The following is a 26563-nucleotide window of genomic DNA, read 5'->3' as shown; positions in this document are numbered from 1 at the left end:
TTGTTGAATAAAAGTGCTGTGCCTTCGGGTACGGCACTTTTTGTTTCTAAGCTTAAATTATCCATGTTCGCCATGAACGCATTCATGAATGAAGCTATGACATGCAATGTAATCGCATGAAATAAGATTGACACCGCTAACCTATCCCTTTTGCATAAGTGCACCAAAGGCGCTGCCATCACTACGTGATGCATTGGCGACATACGGCGCATAGACCTCGAACAGCAACCGTGTATTGCTATGGCCGAGCATGTGCGATATATAAAGCGGGTTTTCATGGGCCGCGATATGCAATACTGCTGCAGTATGGCGGGTCTCATAAGGACGACGTCGTTTCAGTCCTGCTTTTTTTAATGTCGGATACCACAACTTTCGACTGACATAGTGGGTATCAATGGGCTGCCCGTTATCAAGGGTAAACACAAACGGCGAGTTATGGTTGGGGCTGTCGTCTTTGTTAGCCGCAATACGCTGCAATGCTTCATAGAGGGTGTCACACATCTTCAAATCACGTCGTGATTTCGGCGTCTTCACATCCCCAACCTCCCCATTAACATAATTTTGCCTGATACGTATGAGTCGATGGGCAAAATCGATATGCTCCCAATACAAGCCATGTACCTCACAGCTACGCATCCCCGTCCAAAACCGCAAAATAAAGTAATCTCGCCATTGCTTAGGCACCGTCTGTAAAAACTGCTGCACCTCCGTCACCGTCATCGGGTGAGAATCGGCCTTTTCTTCCTTTAAGGCTTTATAACGGCGTAGCGGGTAAGTAAATTCGTACTCTTCAGCGGCGAGGCTCAAAATGGCGACTAGAGGCCAAAAGATATTATTAATGCGTCGGTTGGACAGCTTGCGCTCACCGTCTGTCTTCTCAAGCGCCACGAGCGAATGACGCTCGTGCTCGACATGCGACAACGTGATATCTGCGACCAGCGTGTTACCAAAGGTCGGGATCAAATAGCGGTCTAAATTATTGCGCACAGTTTGTTGATAGCTGGTTTTCCACTTAGGGCGTTGGCGCTCAAACCAGTCATTGGCGAAATGGTCAAAAAAGGGATACAAGCGATCGGGGTGCTTGGCGCGTTGCAGCCTTTCGAACTGCGCCACTTTTTTACTGTGAGGAAAATAATCACGGTATTGAAAGGTGCCTAAATCAATCTCAGCATTCATTTTCTTGAGCTGTGATTTGGCGTTGGAGAGGTTTTTCGGGGTTGCCATCGTCTTCGTGCCTTCACGAAAACGCTGGCCATAAAGGTGTAAATCAAACTGTATACGTCCATTAGGACGCACGCGAAGGTGTGCCATCATCGCCTCCATCAAATAGATCTGTCCCTATCCGATGGAATTGGTTACCATTATTCCATCGGCTGGGTCTGGTTTAAACTCGGGTGCAGCCGATACGAGGCGAAGTGGTTGCCGCCACTTCGTCTCAACTGCTTTCTTTTTACTGTGTTACAAAGAGCATGATATGTCACAAAGTGCTTAAATTTTGTGCATATCTCTACTCTAATCCATCCTGTTTATTTGTCCAGTACTTTATTTCCCAATAGCGAACCCGTGTTTCGGCGTAGTACGTCCCTGTTTAACCGCCTTTTTGAACCTCGCTTGCCTGCGTTGAGACGCTTAGATGCGCCTCTTCTCTTCCCCCTCCACTGCGTGAGACGAACTTCAACACTAGACATCCATAAATCCCACCAAATCGAGCTGTGGCTCCAGCGTCGAGATGCTCTCCCCATTTTCTTGCGATTCCTTTTTCAGTTTCAATATCTCGGGCAAAGATGCCATGTCCAGCTCTATTGGGACGGTGGTGTAGGGCGAGTATGGATTGCGATCATTGTAAAAACCGAGTACGCGCGTGCCATCAGGTGCTTTTAGTATCTGTAACTTCATCTGCTTGGCGTCTGTGATCGACTGAATTTTCACCTTGATGATTTCACGCAGGTTCACGCGATAGAGCCGAGTTTGCTTGATTTGAATATCAATCACGGGGATATGTTTGGCAAACCCAAACGGCGGCACTATGTTGGCGACCATCATGGCATCTTGTTCAAGGAGAAGGTGGCTGGTGTTCGCTTGTTTGATCTCTGGGTATCGCTGGTGGTAGGTATCGAGTTCCTTTTTCATGTCATAGATAGTGGCAATCAGTTTGGCTTCACATTCATACTGGACAGGTGCTTGTTGATAAAATTCCGCCAGACCAGCCAGTGAACTGGTGAGCGTGTGGGTTGGCGTCGAAAACGTCACGGTATCATTGTGGATAGCGACGTTAACGCTGTCGCTGTCAGTGTGATCACACACATAGGCCAGCTGCTCTGTCGCCGCGGGAGTGAGCGCCATTGAGATAGGAATATTGAGTGACTCTGGTAGTGCCAACTCTTGAATATCTTGATTACGCTGAACACGTACCAGATGCGCCTGATGGTCAAGCGCGATCATTTCAAAGGGGATATGTGTCCTGATCTCTTCAATCATCGTTTGCAGCGTGCTAATGGGCACACTATCAGACGTGTTTTTTTGTTGTGTCTCAAGAAAGTCAGCATGCTCATCTCGGATCGGTCCCGTATAGCAGGAGCGCAGTGTATTGTTGGGCATCGCTATTTTGGCGCGAGGATAAGCACGGGAAGCGCCATAGTTGAGTGCAATAATGAGGGGAGACTTATCGCCTTGGAAATCATTTATCATGTCTTTGAAATACGATCCATTGAGTGACCACTGGCCGCTTTTGATCGTAGTTTGGGCATTGATCGCCAGGGTGACACTTTGAAGCTCTTCGTTTTTACCGCCGACTAGCGTGATCTGTTTGGTCTTGGTATCAATAAAGAGGCTAATGTCATGATTGGCTTTTCGCAGGATAATGTTATTGGCCAGCGACATCATGTGTTCGCGTTCATCCGCGGTGAATATAAGTTGATGGTTCATGAGCGATCCTTGGGGTGTGAGCAGACAGTTGGGGGTGTGGCATCGAGTTGGAAATACTGGAGCAGTTGCTGTATCAGTGGGGCATCTGATGTGATTTTGGGGGACAGGGTGATCGTTAGCCGTGATTGACCGGTAGCGATCTTTTTCTGTGTCACGGACTCGCCGCGTCGGGCAAAGTCTTGCTGTGCAATCGTCAGTTGACGGCTGGCATTGATTTTCCGGTTATGGGTTAGGCGAAACGCCATGTTAAGCCACTGCCATTGTGGCTGACGGAGTAATGCGGTAAAGGCCGTGGCATTTTTCTGGTTACAGGCCAGCGTTAGCGCCATACTCTCGTTATGTAGGCTCACTTGTGCGACGTTTCTAAGTGTATTGAGTGCTGTCAATTGGGACTTGGACAGTGGTTGCTCTTGATGACGACCGGACAGCTGCCAAAGGGCACTGAGTGCACTGAAGTTGAGGTGTTTTTTTTGTAGCATATCGAGTGTGCGTTGGCCTAAAAAATCATGCTGCTCGAGTACTTGTTGTTGCCATAGCCCGTAATACGAGGTGTATGGGGTATCAAAAGCGACCATCTCAATGGGCACAGGTTGTGGGTGTTTGATAAGGACGCAGCAGAGTGCTTGCTCTGAGAGCATGATCGGGGCGCGCTTCTTTTGCTCTAGCGGGCGGTTGGCATACTCGGCACTTAACAGGCTTAGCTGACGTGAGATATCGTTGGAGATAGGTGACAGCCCCAAGATATAGCGCAATTCACTGTGGGTATAGGGTTGGTAATCAGGCTGAATGATAGGTTTTAGCCACTCGACCCCGTGTAAATAGCTGAGCCGAGTCGTCGCGTAGTGGGCATGCCCCAATTGTTTGCCCATGACATCAAAGATAAGGTTGTCATTCATCTGTGTAAAATCACGCCCTTCCAGCCAGTAATGAAATCGCTGCTGGCACACCGCGGATGTCAAAAGGCGCTGGATATGGGGATCGTCACTCAATGCGGTCGGCGGCCTGGTGTAGAGTAACGCCATCCCTTGTAGGTACAACAAATGTGCGCCGCTGTGACGAAGGTGGTGCAGGCGCACGGATGGACCGAGCAGTGCTTTTAATGCGCGTGTCACCGGTAACAGGTAATGGAGCTGACGCGAGCTCATTGTCTCGCCCTTATACCCGATTAATGGCGTATCGGCAGAGCATGAGGCTTTGATATGCAAGGCAATTCGCAGCAAATGAGCCAGCTCTTCGGGAATGACTGTATAGGCAACGCGTGAGCGTCGGTTTTTAGTTTCCCCTTCAGCGGTTTTGGTGACAGTGATCCGAAATTGCTGTTTATGATCGGGGTGAAGAGCAATGTCTTTTAGTCGAAGGCGTAAGATCTCCCCACGGCGCAGCATGGCAAAATACCCTAATAGGGCGCCAAGGCACGAAAATAAGGATTGAAGTGGAGTGGCACCCGGTTGTGTGAGCAGGGCATGGATCACGTCATGGAGCTCACTGATGGTGATCCGAAATGCATCAATCTGGATCGGCAGCGTCGGCGGTGAAAACGCACTTAAATCAAAATGGTCGGTGAGCGGGTGATGACGTAGTGAGCGGAAAAAATAATGCAGCATTAAGCGGTGAGTATCGGTTTCTAAGGCGTCAAACGCCTGATGTGCCCACGCCATTAATGCTGACGGATCGATGGCATCGGCATAGCGTAGCGGCATGGCCGTGAGCGTTTCATAAATGCCCGTGTATTTTCGAATCGATGACGCTGACAAGACCCGCTTTTTGACCCCGCCATAGGTGATCAGATCTCTGGTGTAGTGATAAAAGAGCACAGGTAGAACGTTATTGGCATCCCATTGAGGGGATCGGCATTCGCAGGACGCGCGGTGATCTTGCCGTTCATAATGACGCAATAGCGTAAGATGGGGCCAGTCAACACGTTTGGTGGATGGGGTTAACCCCTTAAACCAGTTTTTATCCCAATCTTGAACATAAAGCTGGCTAAGCGCGCGACGGGTATGGCTTAGGCTGGGGGCATTGGCATCAAACCCCACATGCCGGTTAGGGTTGGCCATATCTTTGAGTAATGTGGGTGGTAGCGCGTCTCGATAATGCCACAGCGCTTGGAAAGCATGGTGCCATTGTGACGCAGAGCGAGCCGACACCGAGAGTGATGATGACGAATGACGGTTTTCTGCGCCCCATTGATTTAGCAACTTGTGATTAAGCAGCTTGGTTAATCGTATCGGTGATAGTGTGGGCGCTTGCATGCGGTAATACTGCGATAGAACCCGATAGGCAAAAGGCGTCAGACGATAGCGGGTAAAGGCAGGAAGTTCCTGCTGTGGCGATGTTTGGCCAAGGTGAGTGACTTTCAGCGTAATGGTGGATTGAACGACATCGATGCTCTGTGGATCATTGAGCAGTGCTGCTAGGTAGCGCAGGGAGAGTGGCCCGACTTCCAGCGCGATAACCATGGCGACCCAGTCAGGTTCGAGAGGCGGACGTTGTCGTAGGAAATGGGCTTTGGCTTTCGCGTATTGTTGCATTAACTGCTGGGCGAACTGGGCTTGCTGGCTGAGCAAGTCAAACCAGTGTAAGTCTTTATCGTAAAGCAGCGCCGCTTTACTCTCTGGTAGCTGCCAGTGACAAGCCTCGGCTAAATAGAGCAGGATATCATTGAGTGCTTGGCGGTAATGGCGTTGTTTCCCGGTTGGCACACTCGCAATCAGGGCGTGAAGGGGAGTCAGCATCACGGTCGTGACCGTTCGCTCACCGCATGCTCGTTCCGGCCAATGGTCTAACACCCAAACGATCGCGTCTGGACTGGCACAGGTAACCCCTTGCTGCATGTGGTACTCAGTGATCCATTTCTCGCTTAATTGCCGTTCAGATCCCGTCATAACGTCCCTATTGTAAATGGAGGTATATCGGTAATGTATTTAAGTACGCGCGGATCCTCGCGAGACTGGCCGAAAAGAGATGATCACTGCCCAAATGCTCGCCGTACTGAGAATGCCCCATTAATCGATCAATGTGATGGGTCGCCAGTTGAGGCTGGGTGCTGGATAAGGCGCATTGAGCGAAAAAATGCCGAAGCTGATAAGGGACGGCGATCGTTGAGGACTCAGGCCAGAATACCCGCATAAAACGGCGGAGCTTTTTAGCATTCAAGTACGTGACTTGGTTGTTATCATCAATCAGATACCACAGCATGGGACTAACCAACGGTGTGGAGAGACGGCGAATCAGTCGCTGCTGCACAGTTTGATAGTCGGTGATTTTTTGTTGCAGATAGTCACACAGCCAAAGTGGACGCAGTCGGCCTTTATCGCGCACAGTCGCATGCCCCCCAAAGCAGCGCCGAGTTTCCAGTGAGATAGCGTGGGTCGGTCGCACCCCAGTTAAGACAATAAACAGCAAGGCTAACTGATAGGTGCGTAAGTTGTAATCGGCTTTGAGGGCCTTGAGCGTGCATCGCTTACCGGGTGCGTGGTGCTCGATATAGTCATGGATGCGTTTGAAAAACAAACTGACATCATTTGTATCAAGGCCGCGAGCACTACCTATCCATAATGGGTCATCAATCAATTTCTGTCGGTTACCATTGTGAGTATCAATAAAGAACTGTGAGATCCGACCTTGCTCGGCGAATAAATAGGGGGGCAATCTTGCCGGTTCCTGTATGAGCGAGGCTCCTTTCCCGCTGATCGTGCAGTCAAAGCAGTGACGCCAGTGATGAGCACGGGCAACATGGGCTAATCGCGCGAGGTACGCATTATGCGCATGGAAGATTTTAAATCGCAGTTGATCACTGTTCTCACGTTGATAGGCCTTGGCACTTTGGTGATGTAATTGACGTGTGGTGAGTAGCACAGACTTGGCCGACGTGGACAAAATCGGATCAACTTGGATCATCGTGGTGAAGTAATGAAAAAGCTTATCTTTGCGCACTCGCGGCCAGGTTGAAAATGGCCGAGGGGTTTTCCATTTTTTCTGGATTTTTTTAAGCAAGGCCTGTTTTTGTACGCGGGTTAGCCAAGGGGTGTCGTAACTGATACTGGCCAAAAAGGGCTGAAAAAGGCCATTAAACAGCGCGGGCATGGGTTGCCATACATAAACGGTTTCAGCGTTGTGCTGGTAGGCGAGGGCAAACTCGCACCATGAGACACCACCATCTCGCATGTTTCGTAGGCAATGGGGTTGGCAGGGTTGACTGCCTGAGATTTTCATTAGATCAGGAATATCATCGACAGTTGTCAGTGTCGCGAGTTGTTGAGTCAGCCATAAATAGAGCACCACGAATAATTCCACATCGGAATGCTCATTAAGAGTATGCGAGTGCTTAGATACTTTGCGGCGGCACCGATGAAATAAAATCGCGAGGGTCGTGACGGTGGCATCCGCATCGGGTGGCACACCTCCCGCATTTTTTGCTCGTTGATAAGCCTGTATCGCGCTGTGTTTTCCCACATAAGCCTCGTTATGTTGATGGCCAAGTGCTGACGGTGAGTAGATCGCATGTCGCGATGTTGTTAGTGGCCATATTGCAAGTGATTATGTTGCAAGTGACCGTGTCGATAATGCAACGCCCTTTCTGATAGTTCAGAAACGCATTGATATTGTTGCAACTCCCTCTTTTCATTGATAACGCTGTTCAGGTGTTGGGGGAATCGGTTTGTTTGAATTTTGTGCGCGGGGTCAATATAGAGTCAGATAGGTAGCTTGAGGTTGTCTGGCTAGCCCACACAAAGGCGACGTTAATTTATGCTAGCACCAAAAATCTTCGGGTTGTTCAACGATGGATTGGGCATGTGAAGCTCGATAATACGAGCTGTTATTGGGTGTGGAGAGTACAGATGCACTGAACCTCTCTGAAGGGATCGGCCTATAGCGAGGTTAGGTAATTCGTTAGAGCAAGGTGGTTTTTAGTGTTGTTCTTAAATTTTGTTTTAATACACTTGGTTGTTAAAATTTAACGCTAAGCATGCGTCGTACCTTCTCTTTGAAATATGCCGTATTTATTCCTATAGAAATAAGGTTACGTTATACTGCAAAGACGTAAGAAAGTTAGGAGGTTCAAAATGACAGCTGTTGATCGTGTTTATCAAAAGATAAAGCGTTCGAGACGCTATGTTTTTGAGCGCAAAGACTTTGATGGCTTTGCTAGCTACGACCAAATTGGTCGAGTGCTAAGGCAATTGGTTAAACAAGGTGAGTTAATAAAGCTTGGCTATGGTCTCTACACCAAGGCAAGGATTAACAGCCTAACAGGCAGCCCCATGCCCACTAATCCAGGGGGAAGCGATGCCCTGATGCGTGAGATATTAAAGATGAAAGGCGTCGATTTTGAAATGGACAACCTATCTTTACAAAGCCTATCAGGTGAAAGCACTCAAATCCCATCATCCGTTCAATACTCATGGGATCCTAAACAATTTAATCGCAAATTGGCTGTAGGTAACCGAGTGTTAAACTCGCCGAGTTAATATGGAAAAACTAACAACAATTTCTTGAGGTTTCCGATGCGCTTGAGCTCGGAAACCCTGCCATCATCGAAAAAGATTATTGGGTCGTTGCATTGTTGGCTGAGTTAGCTGAAATAGAGTCAGATTCTCATCAAATGGTCTTTTCTGGTGGTACTGCGCTAGCAAAGTCAAACGTTAAAATTCTTAGAATGTCAGAAGATGTAGACATTAAATTGATCCCTAAACCCGCATTTGATGAACTAAGTCGCGCCAAAAAGAAAGTGGCTCGTAAAATATGCATTAACGAGATTGAACTGGCGATCACTCAGTCAGAGCTATTCAGGGTTGAAGCGCGTATTGTTCGTGATGAGTATCGCTATGTTGAATTAGAACTCAGATACCCGCAGCAGTTTAACCAAGCGCCCTGCCTTCGCCCCATTATTAAGCTGGAATTGATGGAGACAATCCCGTTACTTGATGTAGAACCTCGTAGCATTCAATCACTGGTTGCGGAGCTGTATAAACAACCACAAGAAGTGAAAGCTTTCGATTGCGTCTCGATCCACGCTACCTTAGTTGAAAAAGTGATTTCAATGTTGCGCCGTACAATGTCAGTGAAGCGCGATACACAGCGTAAGGATGATGCCACTCTTGTGCGCCATATCTATGATATTTACTGCATTTTAAAGACTGAGGAACAGACGGAAAACTACGACCTTAAAGCGCTTACACCGATATTTAAAACGGTGCTTGAAGAAGACATTGAACGTTTTGGTAATCAGCATGCAGAGTTTGTTGCCGCTCCAAAGCAAGAGCTGCAACTCGGATTGCAAGAACTTGAGGAAAACCCTATTTTTCGCCAACGCTTTCAAGACTTTGTCACACCAATGGTATTTAACGCCGAGCCTCATGATTTTGATACCTGCTTTGCTTCATTTAAAAGCATTGCAGAGTCGTTAATTAAAACAATTTAATCTATTGGTTGAAGAAAACCTGCTAGATACCGAGATTGGTTTAAGGCCCTTCCCTTCTCACCGATTAAAACGCCGTTCGTTTCTATGGATTGAAATAGGTTTTTGTCATTTGTTTGCCTAGTTAATCCTGTACTTGTGTTGATCGTCGGGTTAGTCATTATCTCACTTTTTAATTTGCTACAATAATGGCAAAAATGCCGCTTTTGGCGCCATAATCGATATCATAGTAGCAATTTAAGAGGCATGCATGTTATCTCTCTATACCGCTTATGATTTGCAGATGGAACTCAAAGAGTTTATTAAATCTGCTCGTAAAAAAGATAAACTCAGTGTTCAGAAAATGGCCGATCTCTCTGGCGTGCCTTACGCAACGATCCGAAAGTTTGAGTTATCTGGCAACATCTCATTGCGTCAGTTTCTCATGCTTTATGAGACAGTCGGTGACTTGAAAAAAGTGAAAGCGCTGACAAAGTCGTCTGAGCCTGAATTTACCTCAATAGAGGATGTGCTTCGACATGCTTAAATCAGCCTAACCCTTATAAAGAGCATATGACGGTATTTGGTGGTAATGGCCGAACGCCAAAGAATGCACTAGACCCGTTAGCGGCTCAGTCGGGGTTATCTTCAAAGAAAGCGATCATGGTTATGGCTGAGGAAATATTTGAAAAAACACGCTCGTTTAGTCATGAGGCCAAACAGCTTGGCTTGTCACCTGATCTCATCAAGGAGATTGATAAGGATATGGTGGAAAAATTTAATGCGCTGTAAGTCGGGGATGTTCGCCTCACCGTCAGCCGCGCAGATCTGTCTCAAATCACCATGTTAAGGCCGTTTTATGTCTCATAGGGTGGGGTGATGTTGGCTTAATTGTTTGATTGTTAATGTATTGGTAGGGAGGGGGTGAGAGTTTACGAATAGGCAGTACTCTAAGAGATAGAGAAAGCCCCGTTCAATGCATCATCAAACGAGGCCACCTATGAACTTCAACCCTTCAACCATAGCGCGTTCTGAGCGTCGTGGCAACGATGAACACCGTTATTACCATGAGTACGTCGACGCGTTAACGCTGGCGCGATGGCAAGAGAGTGCGGCGTGAAGCGCAGCAGAGCAAACGGTGTGGCTGCGGTGCCGACGCCCCCCGGATGTGTGAGACTTGCCCCTCGCATACAGATCAGTACGCGATGAAACCGCCGCCCCCTTTTTAGGGGAGTACAATGAATGCCATTTTAAGGGCGTGATGGATTATTCGGTTGGCGTTACGACATGAGTCATTTAATTTATCGTGTATATATAATATTCTAACGCATCAATTGAGATGGACTATTTATGAAAATTGCTATTGCAGGTACAGGCTATGTCGGCCTGTCAAACGCGATGCTGCTTGCCCAGCATCATCAGGTTATTGCGGTTGATATTATTGAAGAGAAAGTCAATCTGCTTAATAACAAACAATCGCCGATTGTTGATGCCGAAATTGAAGATTTCTTGGCGAATAAATCGCTTGATTTTACCGCGACGTTAGATAAAGAATTAGCCTATAAAGAGGCCGAGTTTGTAATTATCGCTACGCCAACCGATTATGACGTTAGCACTAACTACTTTAATACCTCTTCTGTTGAGGCGGTTATTAAAGAGGTGATGGCGATTAATTCAAAGGCGGTGATGGTGATCAAATCTACCGTACCGGTTGGCTATACTGCGCGTATTAAAGATGAATTAGGCTGCGAAAATCTATTGTTCTCGCCAGAGTTCTTGCGTGAAGGCCGCGCGCTGTACGATAACTTGCACCCATCGCGTATTATCGTGGGTGAGCGCAGTGAGCGTGCTGAGGTGTTTGCCAACTTGTTAGTGGAAGGGGCGATCAAAGAAAATATTGAAGTCTTGTTTACCGACTCGACGGAAGCCGAAGCGGTTAAACTCTTCTCAAATACCTATTTAGCGATGCGGGTGGCGTACTTTAACGAACTCGATTCTTATGCCGAAGCGCACGGTTTAGATGCCCGCCAAATTATTCAAGGTGTGGGGTTAGATCCTCGCATTGGTAACCATTACAACAACCCGTCGTTTGGTTACGGTGGTTACTGCCTTCCTAAAGATACCAAGCAACTACGTGCTAACTACGCGAGTGTCCCTAACAGCATTATTGGCGCTATTGTGGATGCTAACCATACGCGTAAGGATTTTGTTGCCGACCAAATCATTGCTAAAAAACCGACAGTGGTTGGTGTATATCGCTTGATCATGAAAGCGGGCTCAGATAACTTCCGTGCATCGAGCATTCAAGGGATCATGAAGCGCATCAAAGCCAAAGGGATTGAGGTGGTGGTTTACGAGCCAGTACTGAAAGAGGATGAGTTTTTTAACTCGAAAGTGATCACCGATTTTACGGCGTTCAAAAACATGTCTGATGTTATTGTGTCTAACCGTATGGTGGTAGAATTAGAAGATGTGGCAGACAAGGTTTACACCCGTGATTTATTTGGTAGCGATTAAATTACACCGCAAGATTTATTTATAATGTGATAAGACTTTATTGTGTTACTGCTCTAAAGTCTTGTCATCATATGTTAATATACCTGCCATAACGTTATACCCTATTTATACATTCTACTTAATAGACATCCTTTATGACACATGCATTTCTATTTGTCTTTACGTTATCTTTTTGTTGTTTATTTATTTTACGTAAAGTTGCAAAACGTATTGGCCTAGTTGATAAGCCTAACGCGCGTAAGCATCACCAAGGGATTATTCCTTTAATTGGTGGTGTTTCTATTTTTATTACATTTACGATTTCGTTGTTGTTATTTTCGACTTTAGAACGTGATGTTGTGCTGTTTTTATGCTGCGCGACAATACTTGTGATCACCGGTGTGGTGGACGATCGTTACGATATTAGCTTTAAACTACGTTTGGTTATCCAAGCTGGCGTCTCGCTAGCCATGATGCTCATCGGCGATAAGAGCCTACACAGTTTAGGGTATTTGATGGGCAGTGAGGCTATTCAGCTTTCGCCTATTGCCAGTGGCCTTATCACTATTTTTGCTGTGATCGGTGCAATCAATGCGTTTAACATGGTTGATGGTATCGATGGCTTACTGGGCGGGTTAGCCTCGGTGACGTTCGGCGCATTGGGCTACTTATTCTTCCTTGATGGCAATACCGACTTAGCCATGGTCTGTGCTTTACTCGTTACCGCTATGTTGCCTTACATTCTGCTTAACTTGGGTTTCCCGCTGGGTCGACGCTTCAAAGTCTTTATGGGCGATGCCGGCAGTATCTTTATTGGTTTTACGGTTATTTGGTTATTAATTGAAGCAACCCAAGTTGAACAGTCGACACCTATTCGCCCTGTGACAGCATTGTGGCTAATTGCTTTGCCGTTAATGGATATGGCAACAATCATGGTGCGCCGCATGCGAAAAGGACAGTCTCCGTTTAAACCCGACCGTGAACACCTTCACCATATCTGCCAGCGCATTGGCATGACCTCTAATATGTCGTTATTTGTGATTTGCTTGGCGGCATCTATCATGGCGGGTATCGGTATTTGGTCTGATGTCATGCGCGTTGACGAAAGTATCATGTTTGCCAGCTTTTTAGCCGTGTTTGCCGTGTACTTTGTGGTGATTAGTTACATATGGAAAATCACCACCTGGGTACATAAGTTGTTTGGTCGTTCTGGTCCATTGCAAATGAATACAGAAGAGCAGCAACCTATTACTAAATAATACAGAAATATTAAATAAAACAAATAGACTAAAAACAAAGTGACATGTGGGAATGCAAACGTAAGTAAATTCTCGCTGTTTGCGATAGCGAGTAAATGGGATGTTAAAAGCGGCGACCAAGTCATTGGTCGCCGCTTTTTTGTTCTGGCTGTGACTGACTTGCCTCTAAAAACGGACCTTAGCAAAATTGCTGACAGTGAAGCATGACAACCAAGCTTGCTAGGTTAGAATAGGGGGCTCTTACATTAATGGGTTACCAGCATAATGCTTTCTCTAATTGGTCGAACATCCCCACTTCTTGATGCGGATATTAAACACTATTCCAAGCCGCTAACTGATAGGGTCGGTCAGTCTCGCTTTTTGGTGCTTGGCGGCGCGGGTTCTATTGGTCAAGCGGTTGTTAAAGAGATTTTTAAGCGCAAGCCTCTCGCGTTACATGTGGTGGATTTGAGCGAAAATAACCTGGTTGAATTGGTGCGTGATATCCGCAGTTCGTATGGTTATATTGATGGCGATTTTCAAACGTTTGCACTTGATATTGGCTCGGAAGAGTTTGATGCGTTAATGATGCAGCAAGCACAGTCAGCAGGGTATGACTATGTTTTGAATTTGTCTGCACTTAAGCACGTCCGCAGCGAGAAAGACCCATTTACGCTAATGCGAATGATTAATGTGAATGTGTTTAATACTGATAAAACTATTCAGCAGGCGATAACACTTGGTGCCAAAAAGTATTTTTGTGTTTCGACCGACAAAGCCGCAAACCCTGTCAATATGATGGGGGCATCTAAACGGGTCATGGAAATGTTCTTGATGCGCAGAAGCCAAGATATTGCTATTTCGACAGCGCGTTTTGCTAATGTGGCTTTTTCAGATGGTTCTTTGTTGCATGGTTTTAATCAGCGAATTCAAAAACAGCAACCGATAGTCGCCCCTCATGATATTAAGCGTTACTTTGTGACCCCACAGGAATCGGGTGAACTGTGTTTGATGTCTTGTCTCTTTGGTGAAAACCGCGACATTTTCTTTCCTAAGTTAAGTGAATCACTTCACCTTGTTTCTTTTGCTGATATTGCGGTTAAATACTTACAGCAACAAGGTTTTGAACCTTTTATGTGTGGATCCGAGCAACAGGCACGTGAGCTAGCCCAAACGTTACCGGTTCAAGGCCAATGGCCATGTTTATTTACCGCCAGTGATACGACGGGCGAGAAAGACGTTGAGGAATTCTATACTGGTGAAGAAACGCTTGATATGGCGCGATTTCATCATTTAGGGGTGATTAAAAATGAGTTAGTGATCGAGCCTGAACGACTGCAACACTTTGAAAATAAGATTGCCGCGATGAAAGCGAAACAGTGCTGGACCAAAGAAGACATCGTTGTGTTATTTCATCAAATGATCCCCGATTTTGGTCATAAAGAAACGGGTAAGTATCTTGATGGTAAAATGTAGCCTGGGTATTTAATCGCTTTTACCATATCTTTTTCTTCGAGTTTAATCTGGCTTTGTTACAATAGCGCGATATAAAGGGAGAGCTATGTAGCCATGATAGGCCATCAAGTCGCGAATAAATCGGAATAATGTGATGATAAACCGTAAAATTGCCGTATTTACAGCGACTCGTGCTGAATATGGTTTGCTCTATTGGTTGCTTAAAGATATTCAAGCCAGCACGGAACTGAGTTTGCAGCTATTGGTTTCTGGCATGCACCTATCACCTGAGTTTGGGTTAACCTATCAGCAAATCGAACAAGATGGTTTTGCTATTGATGAAAAAATAGAAACCTTGCTATCTTCAGATTCCGCAGCCGGTGTGGCCAAAAGTATGGGCTTAGGAGTGCTTGGTTTTACCGATGCTTTATCGCGTTTAGCGCCTGATGTTTTAGTGATTTTAGGTGATCGTTTCGAAGCGTTAGCCGCGGCACAAACCGCCATGATTTTGCGTATTCCCGTTTTACACCTACATGGTGGTGAGATCACGGAAGGCGCCTATGATGATGCGATCCGTCATGCGATTACCAAGTTGAGTGCTTACCATTGTACGTCTATGGAGGCGTATCGTCAGCGCGTGATCCAATTGGGTGAAATGCCTGAGCGTGTTTTTAATGTTGGCGCGGTAGGGCTCGATCATTTGAATCGTAGCCAGATGTTATCACTGGATGCGTTAAGTACCTCGCTGAACTTTTCGCTTCATTCTCCTTTCTTCGTTGTGACCTATCATCCAGTTACCTTAGCGGATGAACAGGCAGTCGCAAGCTTCCAGGCATTATTAGATGCTCTAGATGCGTTCCCGCAACATCAAATTATTCTGACTTACCCTAATGCCGATGATGGCGGTAGACAGATCATTCCCATGCTTGAAGCTTATGCTGCCGCGCAACCTGAGCGTGTATTGACTATTCCGTCTTTGGGTCAACAGCGCTATTTAAGTGCGGTGAAGTATGCAACTGCCGTGGTGGGCAATTCTTCTAGCGGTATTATTGAAGTGCCTTCGTTTGATGTGCCGACGGTTAATATTGGTGTGCGTCAGCAAGGGCGAATTGCAGCAAAAAGTGTGCTCCATTGCGCGCCAAATACCGATGCGATTAAAGATTGTATTACTCGTGCGCTTAGCCAAGACTACAAGCAAGACGGTGAAGTGATTATCAATCCTTATGGCGATGGTAATAGTAGCGAGCAAATCATTCAGCTTTTGCGAACGCTGCCGTTAAAGGTAATGAAGACATTTTATGATTTGCCACACAGTGTTACTTGACCACTTCAGGCCAAGCATAATGGTCTACTTCTATCGCTAATTAACCCCAGAGAGTTAATTACAGATACTTAACCCCAGATACTTAACTACAGAGACTTAACTACAGGTACTTATCATGACTCTGATCATTGCCGAAGCGGGCGTCAACCATAATGGTGATATTGGACTTGCTCATAAGTTGGTGGATGCCGCTTACCAAGCTGGGGCTGATGTTGTTAAGTTCCAGACATTTAAAGCGAAGCATTTAGTAACGGCTGATGCTAAACAGGCAGACTATCAAGTCGCCAATACCCAACAGCAAGAGTCTCAGCTTGATATGTTGAGTCGCCTAGAGTTGAGTTTCGAGGCTCATTTTGCGCTTAAGCAGCAATGTGAACAGCGGGGTATTGAATTTTTATCGACGGCATTTGATAGCGAAAGCTTGGCATTTCTTGTCAATGATCTCGGGTTGAAGCGCTTAAAGCTGCCTTCTGGTGAGTTAACCAATGCGCCGCTTATTCTTGAACATGCCCGAACGGGGTGTGACTTGATTATCTCAACGGGAATGGCGACGTTGGCTGAGGTTGAAGCCGCTTTAGGTGTGATTGCTTTTGGTTATACGGCTGATATTCAGGTTAATCCATCGGTGGCGGCGTTTAAGCAAGCTTACCGCTCAGAACAAGGCCAAGCAGCGTTAAGAGAAAAAGTGACCTTGTTGCATTGCACCACCGAATACCCAGCACCTTTAGCGGAAATTAATTTGCGCGCGATGGATACACTCAATAAGCAGTTTCAATTGCCTGCGGGTTATTCCGATCACAGTGAAGGCATTACTGTGCCTATTGCTGCTGTTGCTCGTGGTGCGAGCATGATTGAAAAGCACTTTACGCTCGATAAAACTATGTCAGGACCTGATCACAAGGCGTCACTTAACCCCGAAGAGTTGAGCCAGATGGTAGCGGCGATCCGTGGCGTAGAGCTTGCTCTCGGCTCTGGCGAAAAAGCGCCACAAGCTTCTGAGATGAAGAATATGACGGTTGCACGCAAGAGCTTGGTCGCCAATGGCACTATTGCTAAAGGCGAAGTGTTTAGCGTGCATAACATCGCCATTAAGCGACCAGGGAGTGGAATGAGCCCTTATCGTTACTGGGATCTCATCGGTAAAGTGGCGCGGTGTGATTATCACGAGGGAGACTTCATTAGTGAGTAGTTTAATGAGTAGCTTAGTGAGTAGTAACAAGCGAACAGCTGACGTGATCGTTTTAGGTGCTGGTGGTCATACGAGTGTATTAGTGGATATGTTACGCCAACAAGATCAAACGATTACAGGCCTTGTCAGTGCTGATTTAGCTTTAGAAGATAACGAGCTACGAAGCGTGCTGGAAGACTTACCCCAGTATTTTTCTGATGACGATGTTTTGGCATTTCCTGCCGATTCAGTCTGCCTTGTTAATGGTATTGGCGCTATCCCTAAGCGTCTTACGCGTATAAAACTATTTAACAACTTTAAAGCCCAAGGCTATCGCTTTGCTTCGGTGATTTCCCAGCAAGCGATCATTTCACCTTTTGCGAGTCTTGGTGAAGGGGTGCAAGTGATGCCAGGCGCCATTATTCAAGCTGGCGCCATTATTGGCGATAACTGTATTATCAATACGGGTGCTATCGTCGAGCATGATAGTGTTATTGAAGCCCATAGTCATATAGCTCCGCGTGCGACACTTTGCGGTCAAGTGCATGTAGGGCAAGGTGCCTTTATTGGTGCTAACGCTGTGGTTATCCAGAATATTAACATTGGCCGAGAAGCAGTGATTGCTGCAGGGGCAAGAGTTCACAAACACGTTCAAGCAGGTGAAACGGTTATATGATCAAAAATTGGACCAAGGCGGTGTTGCCACTGAGTGCCACATTGCGTGAAGTACTTGCAGTGATTGATGAACAAGCGTTGCGAATTGTGCTGGTTGCAGATGATGACTTACGTCTACTGGGTACTGTCACCGATGGTGATTTACGCCGAGGTTTGTTGCGCGGTTTGGATATGTCATCGAGTGTTGAATTGGTGATGAACAAGCAGCCAACAACAGCAAGTGGCGATCTGTCTAATCAGGATCTGGTTCGCTTGATGGAAGTGAAAGATATTCTCGCGATACCGCTGGTTGATAATGGCATTCTTTGCGGCTTAAAAACATTAAGTCAAGCGCTACATCCTGTTCGTTATGATAACCCGGTCTTTTTAATGGCGGGGGGCTTTGGTACTCGTTTGCAGCCGTTAACCAATGAATGTCCAAAACCGTTACTGAAGGTGGGCGATAAGCCCATTCTTGAAAGTATATTGTTGAGCTTTATTCGCGCGGGTTTTCATCATTTCTATATCTCCACTCATTACCTGCCAGAAATGATCCGTGCGCATTTTGGTGATGGTGAAAAGTGGGGCGTGAGTATCACTTATATTCATGAAGAACAGCCTCTGGGTACAGGCGGCGCGCTAGGGTCATTACCCGAGAGTGCTAGCCCATTGCCGCTGATCATGATGAATGGCGATATCATGACAAATTTAGATTTTGAAAAGTTGCTCGCATACCACCAATCGCAAGCGGCTGATGTCACGATGTGCGTACGCGATTATGAGTATCAAATTCCGTTTGGGGTGATTAAGTGTGACGGTAATCCTACGGTGATCACTGCGTTAAGTGAAAAGCCGACCCATAAAGAGAAAGTAAATACTGGGATTTATGTTCTGAATCATGCCGTAGTCCGTCAGATCGGACTGAATCAGCGTATTGATATAACTACAGTATTTGAACAAGTGATTGCGCGTGGTGGTAAAGCGGTCCCATATGAAATCAGCGAATATTGGCTCGACATCGGTCGAATAGATGATTACCGACGAGCACAAGCAGATATAGTAGAGTTGGATATTTTTTAATGGCAGGAAAGAATAGTGTGATTGCGATAATACCGGCTCGCGGTGGTAGTAAGCGGCTTCCCAGGAAAAATGTGCTCGATCTTGCTGGTAAACCGCTCATAGCTTGGACCATAGAAGCAGCATTAGACAGCGGGATATTTGATCGAATCATTGTAAATACGGATGATCAAGAAATTGCAGATGTTGCCATTAAGTATGGGGCTGAAGTGCCATTTTTACGTCCAGCACAGCTGGCAACCGATAAAGCATCAACGATAGATGTCTTGAAGCATCAGCTAGAATACCATCATACTCATGGTGATAATTATCAACATCTTGTTGTGTTGCAACCGACATCGCCGTTACGGACAAGCCGTGATATTACAGAAGCATGGCAACGTTATAATGAAGCGGGTGCGGTAAGTTTAGTGTCAGTTACACCAGTAGAGCATCCTATTCAATGGACTTTTGAAGCTAGCGAAGATATGGCGCTAACACCTATGTTTGATGATGAGTTAAAGCAGAGCCAAGCCTATAAGCTGCAGTTTAGACTCAACGGCGCCATTTATATTACATCTACAGCGCACCTAAGCTTAAAAAGCACCTTAGTAAGTTCGACGTGCTGTATTGGTTATCAAATGACGGCAAAAAAATCCGTTGATGTTGATACCGATTATCATTTTTGGCTTTGTGAGCAGTCTATAAGGGATGGTTTAACATGTGTCAGAAAGTAACTGAAGCGTAAAGTTAGTGTTTTGAGGGGGCAAATCAGGTAGACTCCGAAGCTAATTTTATTTCAAGTAGCGTTACCTTTTGTAAAGCTGAGCTTGTAAAGTGGTTTCTTCTGGTGATCACGTTGATTTATTGAATAACAATTGTTATTTTAAAATGAGATAGCTGAATCTTAAAGGTAAATAGAGGTGTTTAGGTGGGCTCAGTAACAACAACTTTATCAACCATAGCATTTTCAGTTATGCTACTACTCTTTACATTTACTGATATATCAAACACTTATGGTACATCCACATATTGGCTCGGAGTAGTATTGTCAATTGTGTTGTTTGCGGCCGCGAGTGCTAAAAGCATATTTAGTGGTGATGGGTTTGATAAGCGGATATTTAGAACGTTATCGTTAAAGCTTTTTTTTCTAGGTATTGTAGCTTTTATATCGTGGGCTGTAATAAGTGGCTTTATTTATAAGGATAGTCAATATACTGCTATTAAATATGCATTAAAATATACAGCAATGTCTAGTATTGTCATGGTTTTTTGTTTTTTTAATGTTAAATCTGAATTTCTCATGAAATCTATGGCAAAAGTGTTTCTTATTTTTCTTGCTATTATTCTCATTATTTTTAACGTTGATGTTTTTTCTAAGATGATACTTATCTCTGGAGATGGTCGCGTTGGACTGAGTATCGCTTATCCTGGTGTTATTTATAAGCTAGCTATGTTCCTCTCTTTATTCTTGGTGCTTATTTATGCAGAGGCAAAAAGTAAAATATATTTAATGCTTTGCTTATTCTCGGGGTTTATTATTTCTGTAGATGGAAGTCGTACTGCACTTCTATGGATTATTATATTACCAGTTTTAGTGGCGTTAATTGCCCGTTTCTACAGGTTTAAGTCAGTAAAAAAAATGAGCTTGTTATTACCTCTATTTGTCTTGTTTGTTGGCTTTTTATCTGGGCCTATAACAAAAGACTATATTTTTACAAATTTAGTTTCTGGTTCAAGTTTTTACTTGAATGATGTCGATAAAGGTATAGACAAAGAGGGTGATGTCGATAATAAAGAAGCATATAAAGTTTTAGAACGTTATAAAGATCATGATTTGACTCGCTTAGGTATGTATAAGCAAGGTTTAGAGCATGTAGTTGATGAGTTTCCTTTTGGTGGTGGCCTTATGTCTACATCTGTTGAATTGCCAAACGGCGATAAAATGGTTGTTCATAATTTATACATTCAATTACTTGGTGATTTAGGCGTAATAGGTTTCTTTAGTTACTTTTTAATTTTTACACCTGTTTTCATTTCAATGTATTTTTTATACTTGCATCGGGACTCGATCACTGATGAAGAAAAAGTAAATACATTAGCTGTAATTTCAATCATTATTTGTTACTTGTTTAAATCACTATTTCACCCTTTGTCTAGTGATATCACTGATCTTGGGTTTGTTTTGGTGGCTCTTGCTGTATTAATTAAGTGGAATGCTAAGTATGACACGAGCTATTCTTAATGCATTACTCTTATTCTTATCTCAAGTCGGAGGGTATCTTATCCCCCTGCTTGAGATCCCTTTTCTAACTCGAGTTATATCTCCGAGTGTACTTGGGGAAGTGTTTTTCATTCAAAGCTGGATGCTAACGTTATCGTTGGTAGTTGAGTACGGGTTTAATTATAATGCAACAAAGAAAATAGCTGAGAATAAAAATTGCCAGAAAAGCATATTAGCCGTTGTATCAGAGGTGACTTCTGCAAAAGTTGTATCATGTGCAGTTATAACACTGGTATTGGTTATTGGTATAACGCTATTTCTACCCGCGAGTATTAAACTTGAATGGGTTGTTTTTGCTTATTTACAATTTGTTGGTTTTAGTTTTAGTCCCTATTGGTATTTCCAAGGAAAAGAGCAACTAAAAGGTGTTGTTTCTTTTGATGTTACAGTTAGGTTTTTAGCGCTTGGCTGTTTGTTTTTATTTGTAGGAAGTGATGTTGATGCTGGATATATTTTATTAATTCAGGGGGGCGCGGGCTTTGCTTTAACAGTGATTACTAATGGTATGATGTTTTATAAAGAGGGAGCCCCTCAAATAAATATAGTCCTGGGTATTAAAGCTCTTAAAGCAGGTTGGCATTACTTTCTATTTAAAAGTAGTTCAACAGTACTGCTATCCATGAACTCTATATTGGTAGGGTTCATTAGCTCAATGGAGTTGTTGGCTATTTATGTTGGTGCTGAGAAAATAATGAAAGCCATTCTTGGCCTTTCAAACCCGGTTATAACCGCTTTTTATCCTTATTTCTGTACGGTCTTAAAAGAGAATAAAGTTAAATACCTTAAAGAGCTGAAGTATTTTATTGCTACGTTAACATCACTAGGTATATTAGGTGTTGTTATTGGGTTGTTTTCGTATGAATGGATTATCAATTTATTTCTTGGTGCTTCATATGTAAATAGCAAAGATATTTTAGTCGTTTATTTGTTTTTGATTCCTCTACGGATGATGTCGCAATCTATAAGTGTTGGCTATCTTTTACCTAATGAAAAAGTGAAATTAACAAGTAAAGTTGTATTACTATCAACGTTACTTAACTTAACATTAGCAATAGTTTTAATTAATGCATTTTCTGTGATTGGTATGGTTTATACCATACTAGCGGTAGAGTGTTTCTTGATTTTGGCATTTTTGTTTTTATGTAAAAATGAGACAGTAACTAAATTATGATAACTATATTAACGCCTACATATAACCGTGCTTACTGTTTAAATGAGTTATATCAAAGCCTGAAGTTACAATCATCTCTTAATTTTGAGTGGGTGATTGTTGATGATGGAAGCACTGATAATACATTTGAACTAATTAATGAGTGGATAAAGTTAGATGAACTTACGATAAGGTATTTTCACCAAAATAATTCAGGTAAACATATCGCTTTGAATGAAGGAGTGAAACACTCAAATGGTGAACTTATTTTAATTGTAGATAGCGATGATAAGTTAGTTGTTGATGCCGTTAAAATAGTTGAAACGAAAGAAGCTTTATTGCCTTCAGAGTATACGGGATTTAGTTTTAGGAGAGCGCATTTTGATGGGCAATTAGTGGGCGATGAAATCAAAGATTCAGATGACTATGATGATTATATTGATGCGCATCCTACGCGGGCGGCTAAAATATTCCCTTGCGATTTAGCATATGTTTTTAAAAAATCGGCCATGGAAAAACACCCATTCCCACGGATCATTGGTGAAAAATTTGTTCCTGAGTTATTAATATGGAATGCTATTGCAGACGATGGATTGGTCCGATTTTACAAAAATATACCGATCTATTTGTGTGAGTACCTGCCTGATGGACTGAGTTTTAATTTTAAATCTCAGTTGATGAAGAACCCTAAAGGTTTCGGATTATTCTACCGAGATCAATTTCATCGTGAAGAACAAGTTTTTTTTAAAGCTAAAAACATGATTAGGTATTTTCAGTGTTTGTTTTATTCAATTAAAAAGAGACTCTAAATCATGCGCATACTCTATGTTATTACATGCCTTGGTATGGGAGGGGCTGAAAATCAACTTGCAGCTTTGGCCGATAAAATGGTTGACTCTGGACATGATGTTGAAATTATATCGTTAACTGGAGAAACGATTGTTAGACCTGTTCATTCTAGTATTAAAATACATGAGATGAATGTTTCTAAGTCGCCATTATCTTTTATAAAGGCTGCGAGTCGAGCTATTGGGATTATAAAAAAGTTTAAACCTGACGTTGTCCATGCTCATATGGTTCATGCAAATTTGTTCTGTCGTTTTGTTCGTTTGCTCTGTCCTATTAAGCGTCTTGTATGTACGGCGCATAGTAATAACGAAGGAGGAGCTGCTCGAATGTTCCTATATCGTATTACAAATTTCCTTGGTGATTACTTTACGAATGTAAGTGATGCTGCTGTAACGGCATTTATAAATATTAAAGCAGCAAATAAGAAGCAAATATTTTGTGTGCCTAATGGAATTGATACTGATAAATTCCAATTTAGTCCACTTAAAAGAAATGATATACGGAAAGAATTCGGCTTGAGCAATGAGCAAAAAGTGATTGTAGCTGTCGGTCGGATTGTTCGTGAAAAAGGCTATGATATTTTATTAAAAGCAATCAAGCTCGCCTTAGATAAGAATGAAAAATTGCATCTTTTGATTGTAGGAGATGGGCCGCTCAGAAGTGAGATGGAGAACTTTGTAGCATCTCATGGAATTAGTCAGCATGTCACTTTTTGTGGTATACGAAATGATGTTTCTGGGTTTATGTCTGCATCCGATCTATTTGTTTTGGCATCGCGTTTTGAAGGTTTTGGTTTAGTTGCTGCAGAAGCGATGTCTTGCCAGTTACCTGTTGTGGCAACGGATTGCGGTGGTGTTAAAGAGGTTGTTGGTAAGCATGGTGTACTCGTACCGGTTGAAGACAATAAAGCATTGGCTCTTGCTATACTTAACAGTATTGAGGTTTCTCCTAAATTTGAAACCGAAGCTTTTCGAAAGCACATATTGGATAATTATTCATTAAACCATATTGTCTCTATTTGGTTGAATATTTATGAAGGTAAATACATTGTCTAATAAAAAACTTCTTATCGTTACAACAGTGCCTGATACTTTACATGGAATTTTAGCGGGTCAACCAAAATATTTGAATGATTACTTTGATGTTGAGCTCGCGTCATCAAATAATGACTTCGCTGATAAGGTTATTAAAACAGAAGGTCGACCATTCCATGTTGTTCCAATGGTAAGAGGGATCAACCCTTTTTATGACATATATTCAATATTTTGCATGATTAGGTTGTTAATATTGGTTAGACCGGATGTGGTTCATTCATATACACCGAAAGCTGGTTTAATTACGATGATATCGTCTTGGTTGTGTCGAACACCCAATCGAGTACATACTTTTACAGGGCTGATTTTCCCTACAGCAACTGGCTTTAAAAAGAAGTTATTAATTACAATTGATCAATTGATCTGCTTTTGTGCCACTGTTGTTGTACCTGAAGGGCAGGGAGTCAAAACGGATCTGTTAGACTATAACGTGACGACGAAATCATTGAATGTTATTGGTAATGGCAACGTTGCTGGCGTTGATTTGAGTTACTTTAGTCCAAGTATCAAAATTGGAAGTGAATCTCTCTCTATTCGAAATCAGTTAGGTATTTCATCAGAAAGTTTAACTTTTTGCTTTATTGGCCGTTTAAATAAAGACAAAGGTGTTGAAGAATTAATCGATGCTTTTGAGTGTTTGGAGGGTACAGCGCATTTAATCGTTGTCGGTGATTTAGATTCTTCCCAGCCAATTGCTGATAGTTTGATGACGCGATTAGCCAGTAATCAAAAAGTACATATGGTTGGTTATCAATCTGATATTAGGCCTTATCTAGATGCTTCAGATGTACTCATTTTACCTAGTTATCGTGAAGGCTTTCCAAATGTGCTTTTACAAGCAGGGGCCATGGGGTTACCTTGTATTGCGACAAACATTAATGGTTGTAATGAGATTATAGACAACAAAAATGGGTGGTTAGTCGAGCCTCGTAACTCTGATAGCTTACTTGCTGCAATGAGCGCTGCAGCACACTGTCAAAATTATAGTGACATGAGTGCCAATGCGCGAGAAAATGTAGAGGAAAAGTTTGAAAGATCTAATTATCTCGAACTTCTCTTAAAGTTCTATAAGAAAGAGTGCAACCATGATTAAGCGTCTGTTTGACTTCATAGCGTCTTTGATGGCGCTGATTTTACTGTCTCCTGTCATTGCTTTAGTAGCATATAAAATAAAAAGAAATCTAGGCTCACCTGTGATTTTTTCACAAGAAAGACCAGGGCTTGATGGCCAAATTTTCAAAATGTATAAATTTCGCTCGATGCGAGATGACTGCGATCAGGATGGAAAACCGCTTAGTGATGAGGAGCGATTGACCACATTTGGTATTAAACTTCGAAGCTCAAGTCTTGATGAGTTACCAGGCTTGGTCAATGTTCTAAAAGGTGATATGAGTTTAGTCGGGCCAAGACCTTTACTTATTGAATATTTACCTCTTTATAATAAAGAACAGTCAAAAAGGCATAATGTAAGGCCTGGTATTACTGGCTGGGCTCAGGTGAATGGTCGGAATGCGATAAGCTGGGAAGATAAGTTCAAACTTGATGTGTGGTATGTTGCAAATCAATCCTTATGGTTAGATGTGAAAATTATTTTTCTTACATTGAAAAAGGTGTTTGTAAAAGAAGGCATTGAGCACAGCCAAGCTGAAGCGTTATCTCGTTTTAAGGGTACCAAATGACCAAAATAGCAGTGATTTCAGACATTCATGCAAATCCTTACTCTTTACAAGCCGCTTTTGAAGGTATAGATGCACAGAATGTAGATATTACTATATTTCTTGGTGATACTTTAACCTATGGTGTTTCAGTTAAGGATACAATTGAATTACTTGTGTCTTATGCTGCAAGTAGAAAAGTGATATTTATCAAGGGCAATCATGATCAGATTTATTTTGATGCTCAAGCTGGGAGAGAATTTCAATATAAGCCTTTCCCAACGTTTATTTTAGATTCGGTGCATCATACAAAGGCGCAATTAGGAAAATTAGGCATTGAGCTAGAGAGCATATTCCCTTGGGTTGAAAGCTACTCTATTGATGAACTTTTCTTTGCACATGCGAATCCACACTCTTATGGTGATTGGTCGTATATTAATCACAGTGATGAGGTGCTAAGTGCCGCTAATAAGCTGGTCAGTGATGGATTCAGCATTGGCTTTTTTGGTCATACTCACCGTAGTGTTCTTGCTTCTGTTAATCGCGGATATGAAGTTGATTTTAATGATGATCAAAAAGTAACACTTGACCGAAGCCAGATTAGGTCTTGCCCATATATAGTTAATCCTGGTTCTATTGGGCAGCCGAGGGGCTCTGCTCCTTCATGGATATTGATTGAGATTGCAGCGAAGAGTGTCCGCCTTGAAAAGAATTATGTAAAATATAATTCAAGTGTTCAGGTTGCTTCTATAAAAGCTGCAAATTTTAGTAGAGAAACAGAAGCAAAATTAATTAGTTTTTTTGATAGGTGTTAA

At 43.3% G+C, this 26563-nt stretch carries 23 protein-coding genes; 19 read left to right on the top strand and 4 right to left on the bottom strand.

Annotated elements, in window-relative coordinates; translation table 11 throughout:
- Window positions 1-141: 141 nt before the first annotated feature.
- The 4 genes from OCU87_RS12500 to OCU87_RS12485 all read right to left on the bottom strand — a co-directional run bounded on the left by OCU87_RS12500 (window position 142) and on the right by OCU87_RS12485 (window position 7380).
- Window positions 142-1311, bottom strand: coding sequence for a tyrosine-type recombinase/integrase (locus tag OCU87_RS12500; protein ID WP_261858385.1), 1170 nt, complete (start codon window positions 1309-1311; stop codon window positions 142-144).
- Between the two features lie 369 nt (window positions 1312-1680).
- Window positions 1681-2925, bottom strand: a complete 1245-nt coding sequence (locus OCU87_RS12495; RefSeq protein WP_261857297.1) for a hypothetical protein — start codon at window positions 2923-2925, stop codon at window positions 1681-1683.
- Entirely contained in the window at window positions 2922-5810 is a 2889-nt protein-coding gene (locus tag OCU87_RS12490) for a site-specific integrase (RefSeq protein ID WP_261857296.1), read from the bottom strand. Before OCU87_RS12490 ends, OCU87_RS12495 begins: the two co-directional genes overlap by 4 nt.
- Window positions 5811-5817: 7 nt before the next feature.
- Entirely contained in the window at window positions 5818-7380 is a 1563-nt protein-coding gene (locus OCU87_RS12485; RefSeq protein ID WP_261857295.1) for a hypothetical protein, read from the bottom strand.
- A 611-nt stretch (window positions 7381-7991) separates the two neighbouring features.
- On the opposite strand from OCU87_RS12485, the gene OCU87_RS12475 reads away from it, so the two are divergent.
- From OCU87_RS12475 to OCU87_RS12385, 19 genes are all read left to right on the top strand, one after another.
- Window positions 7992-8396, top strand: a complete 405-nt coding sequence (locus OCU87_RS12475; RefSeq protein ID WP_261857294.1) for a DUF6088 family protein — start codon at window positions 7992-7994, stop codon at window positions 8394-8396.
- A gap of 134 nt (window positions 8397-8530) precedes the next feature.
- The gene (locus OCU87_RS12470) at window positions 8531-9349 is read left to right on the top strand and encodes a nucleotidyl transferase AbiEii/AbiGii toxin family protein (RefSeq protein WP_261858384.1); all 819 of its coding nucleotides are present in this window, start codon (window positions 8531-8533) and stop codon (window positions 9347-9349) included.
- A gap of 247 nt (window positions 9350-9596) precedes the next feature.
- Window positions 9597-9872, top strand: coding sequence for a helix-turn-helix domain-containing protein (locus tag OCU87_RS12465; protein ID WP_261857293.1), 276 nt, complete (start codon window positions 9597-9599; stop codon window positions 9870-9872).
- Between the two features lie 26 nt (window positions 9873-9898).
- Window positions 9899-10117 (top strand): hypothetical protein, encoded by a 219-nt coding sequence (locus tag OCU87_RS12460; protein ID WP_261857292.1) that lies wholly within the window; start codon window positions 9899-9901, stop codon window positions 10115-10117.
- Between the two features lie 558 nt (window positions 10118-10675).
- Window positions 10676-11842 carry a nucleotide sugar dehydrogenase gene (locus OCU87_RS12455; protein ID WP_261857291.1) on the top strand — a complete coding sequence of 389 codons (1167 nt, stop codon included), beginning with the start codon at window positions 10676-10678 and terminating at the stop codon, window positions 11840-11842.
- 134 nt (window positions 11843-11976) lie between these two features.
- Window positions 11977-13080 (top strand): UDP-N-acetylglucosamine--undecaprenyl-phosphate N-acetylglucosaminephosphotransferase, encoded by a 1104-nt coding sequence (wecA, locus tag OCU87_RS12450; protein ID WP_261857290.1) that lies wholly within the window; start codon window positions 11977-11979, stop codon window positions 13078-13080.
- Window positions 13081-13344: 264 nt separating this feature from the next.
- On the top strand, window positions 13345-14535 hold the full coding sequence (locus tag OCU87_RS12445) for a UDP-N-acetylglucosamine 4,6-dehydratase (protein ID WP_261857289.1): 1191 nt from the start codon (window positions 13345-13347) through the stop codon (window positions 14533-14535).
- 130 nt (window positions 14536-14665) lie between these two features.
- A complete protein-coding gene (gene neuC, locus OCU87_RS12440) occupies window positions 14666-15838 on the top strand; it encodes a UDP-N-acetylglucosamine 2-epimerase (RefSeq protein ID WP_261857288.1) in 1173 nt (390 codons plus the stop codon).
- 115 nt (window positions 15839-15953) lie between these two features.
- Window positions 15954-17027 carry an N-acetylneuraminate synthase gene (gene neuB, locus OCU87_RS12435; RefSeq protein WP_261857287.1) on the top strand — a complete coding sequence of 358 codons (1074 nt, stop codon included), beginning with the start codon at window positions 15954-15956 and terminating at the stop codon, window positions 17025-17027.
- Complete coding sequence (locus OCU87_RS12430) at window positions 17020-17682, top strand: acetyltransferase (protein WP_261857286.1); 663 nt, start codon at window positions 17020-17022, stop codon at window positions 17680-17682. Before neuB ends, OCU87_RS12430 begins: the two co-directional genes overlap by 8 nt.
- The gene (locus OCU87_RS12425; RefSeq protein WP_261857285.1) at window positions 17679-18740 is read left to right on the top strand and encodes a nucleotidyltransferase family protein; all 1062 of its coding nucleotides are present in this window, start codon (window positions 17679-17681) and stop codon (window positions 18738-18740) included. The genes OCU87_RS12430 and OCU87_RS12425 overlap by 4 nt, the downstream gene beginning before the upstream one ends.
- Window positions 18740-19453 carry an acylneuraminate cytidylyltransferase family protein gene (locus OCU87_RS12420; RefSeq protein WP_261857284.1) on the top strand — a complete coding sequence of 238 codons (714 nt, stop codon included), beginning with the start codon at window positions 18740-18742 and terminating at the stop codon, window positions 19451-19453. The genes OCU87_RS12425 and OCU87_RS12420 overlap by 1 nt, the downstream gene beginning before the upstream one ends.
- 194 nt (window positions 19454-19647) lie before the next feature.
- Window positions 19648-20961, top strand: a complete 1314-nt coding sequence (locus tag OCU87_RS12415) for an O-antigen ligase family protein (RefSeq protein ID WP_261857283.1) — start codon at window positions 19648-19650, stop codon at window positions 20959-20961.
- Complete coding sequence (locus OCU87_RS12410) at window positions 20942-22171, top strand: oligosaccharide flippase family protein (protein ID WP_261857282.1); 1230 nt, start codon at window positions 20942-20944, stop codon at window positions 22169-22171. The genes OCU87_RS12415 and OCU87_RS12410 overlap by 20 nt, the downstream gene beginning before the upstream one ends.
- Entirely contained in the window at window positions 22168-22959 is a 792-nt protein-coding gene (locus OCU87_RS12405; protein ID WP_261857281.1) for a glycosyltransferase family 2 protein, read from the top strand. The genes OCU87_RS12410 and OCU87_RS12405 overlap by 4 nt, the downstream gene beginning before the upstream one ends.
- Before the next feature lie 3 nt (window positions 22960-22962).
- Window positions 22963-24054, top strand: coding sequence for a glycosyltransferase (locus OCU87_RS12400; protein ID WP_261857280.1), 1092 nt, complete (start codon window positions 22963-22965; stop codon window positions 24052-24054).
- Window positions 24047-25186 (top strand): glycosyltransferase family 4 protein, encoded by a 1140-nt coding sequence (locus tag OCU87_RS12395; protein ID WP_261857279.1) that lies wholly within the window; start codon window positions 24047-24049, stop codon window positions 25184-25186. The genes OCU87_RS12400 and OCU87_RS12395 overlap by 8 nt, the downstream gene beginning before the upstream one ends.
- Complete coding sequence (locus OCU87_RS12390) at window positions 25182-25772, top strand: sugar transferase (RefSeq protein ID WP_315972487.1); 591 nt, start codon at window positions 25182-25184, stop codon at window positions 25770-25772. The genes OCU87_RS12395 and OCU87_RS12390 overlap by 5 nt, the downstream gene beginning before the upstream one ends.
- Window positions 25769-26563: a metallophosphoesterase family protein gene (locus OCU87_RS12385; protein WP_261857277.1), complete on the top strand. Its 795-nt coding sequence runs from the start codon at window positions 25769-25771 to the stop codon at window positions 26561-26563. Before OCU87_RS12390 ends, OCU87_RS12385 begins: the two co-directional genes overlap by 4 nt.

It is taken from the genome of Photobacterium sanguinicancri (assembly GCF_024346675.1).
Taxonomy (GTDB): domain Bacteria; phylum Pseudomonadota; class Gammaproteobacteria; order Enterobacterales; family Vibrionaceae; genus Photobacterium; species Photobacterium sanguinicancri.
This window is presented reverse-complemented; position numbering and strand designations above follow the sequence as displayed.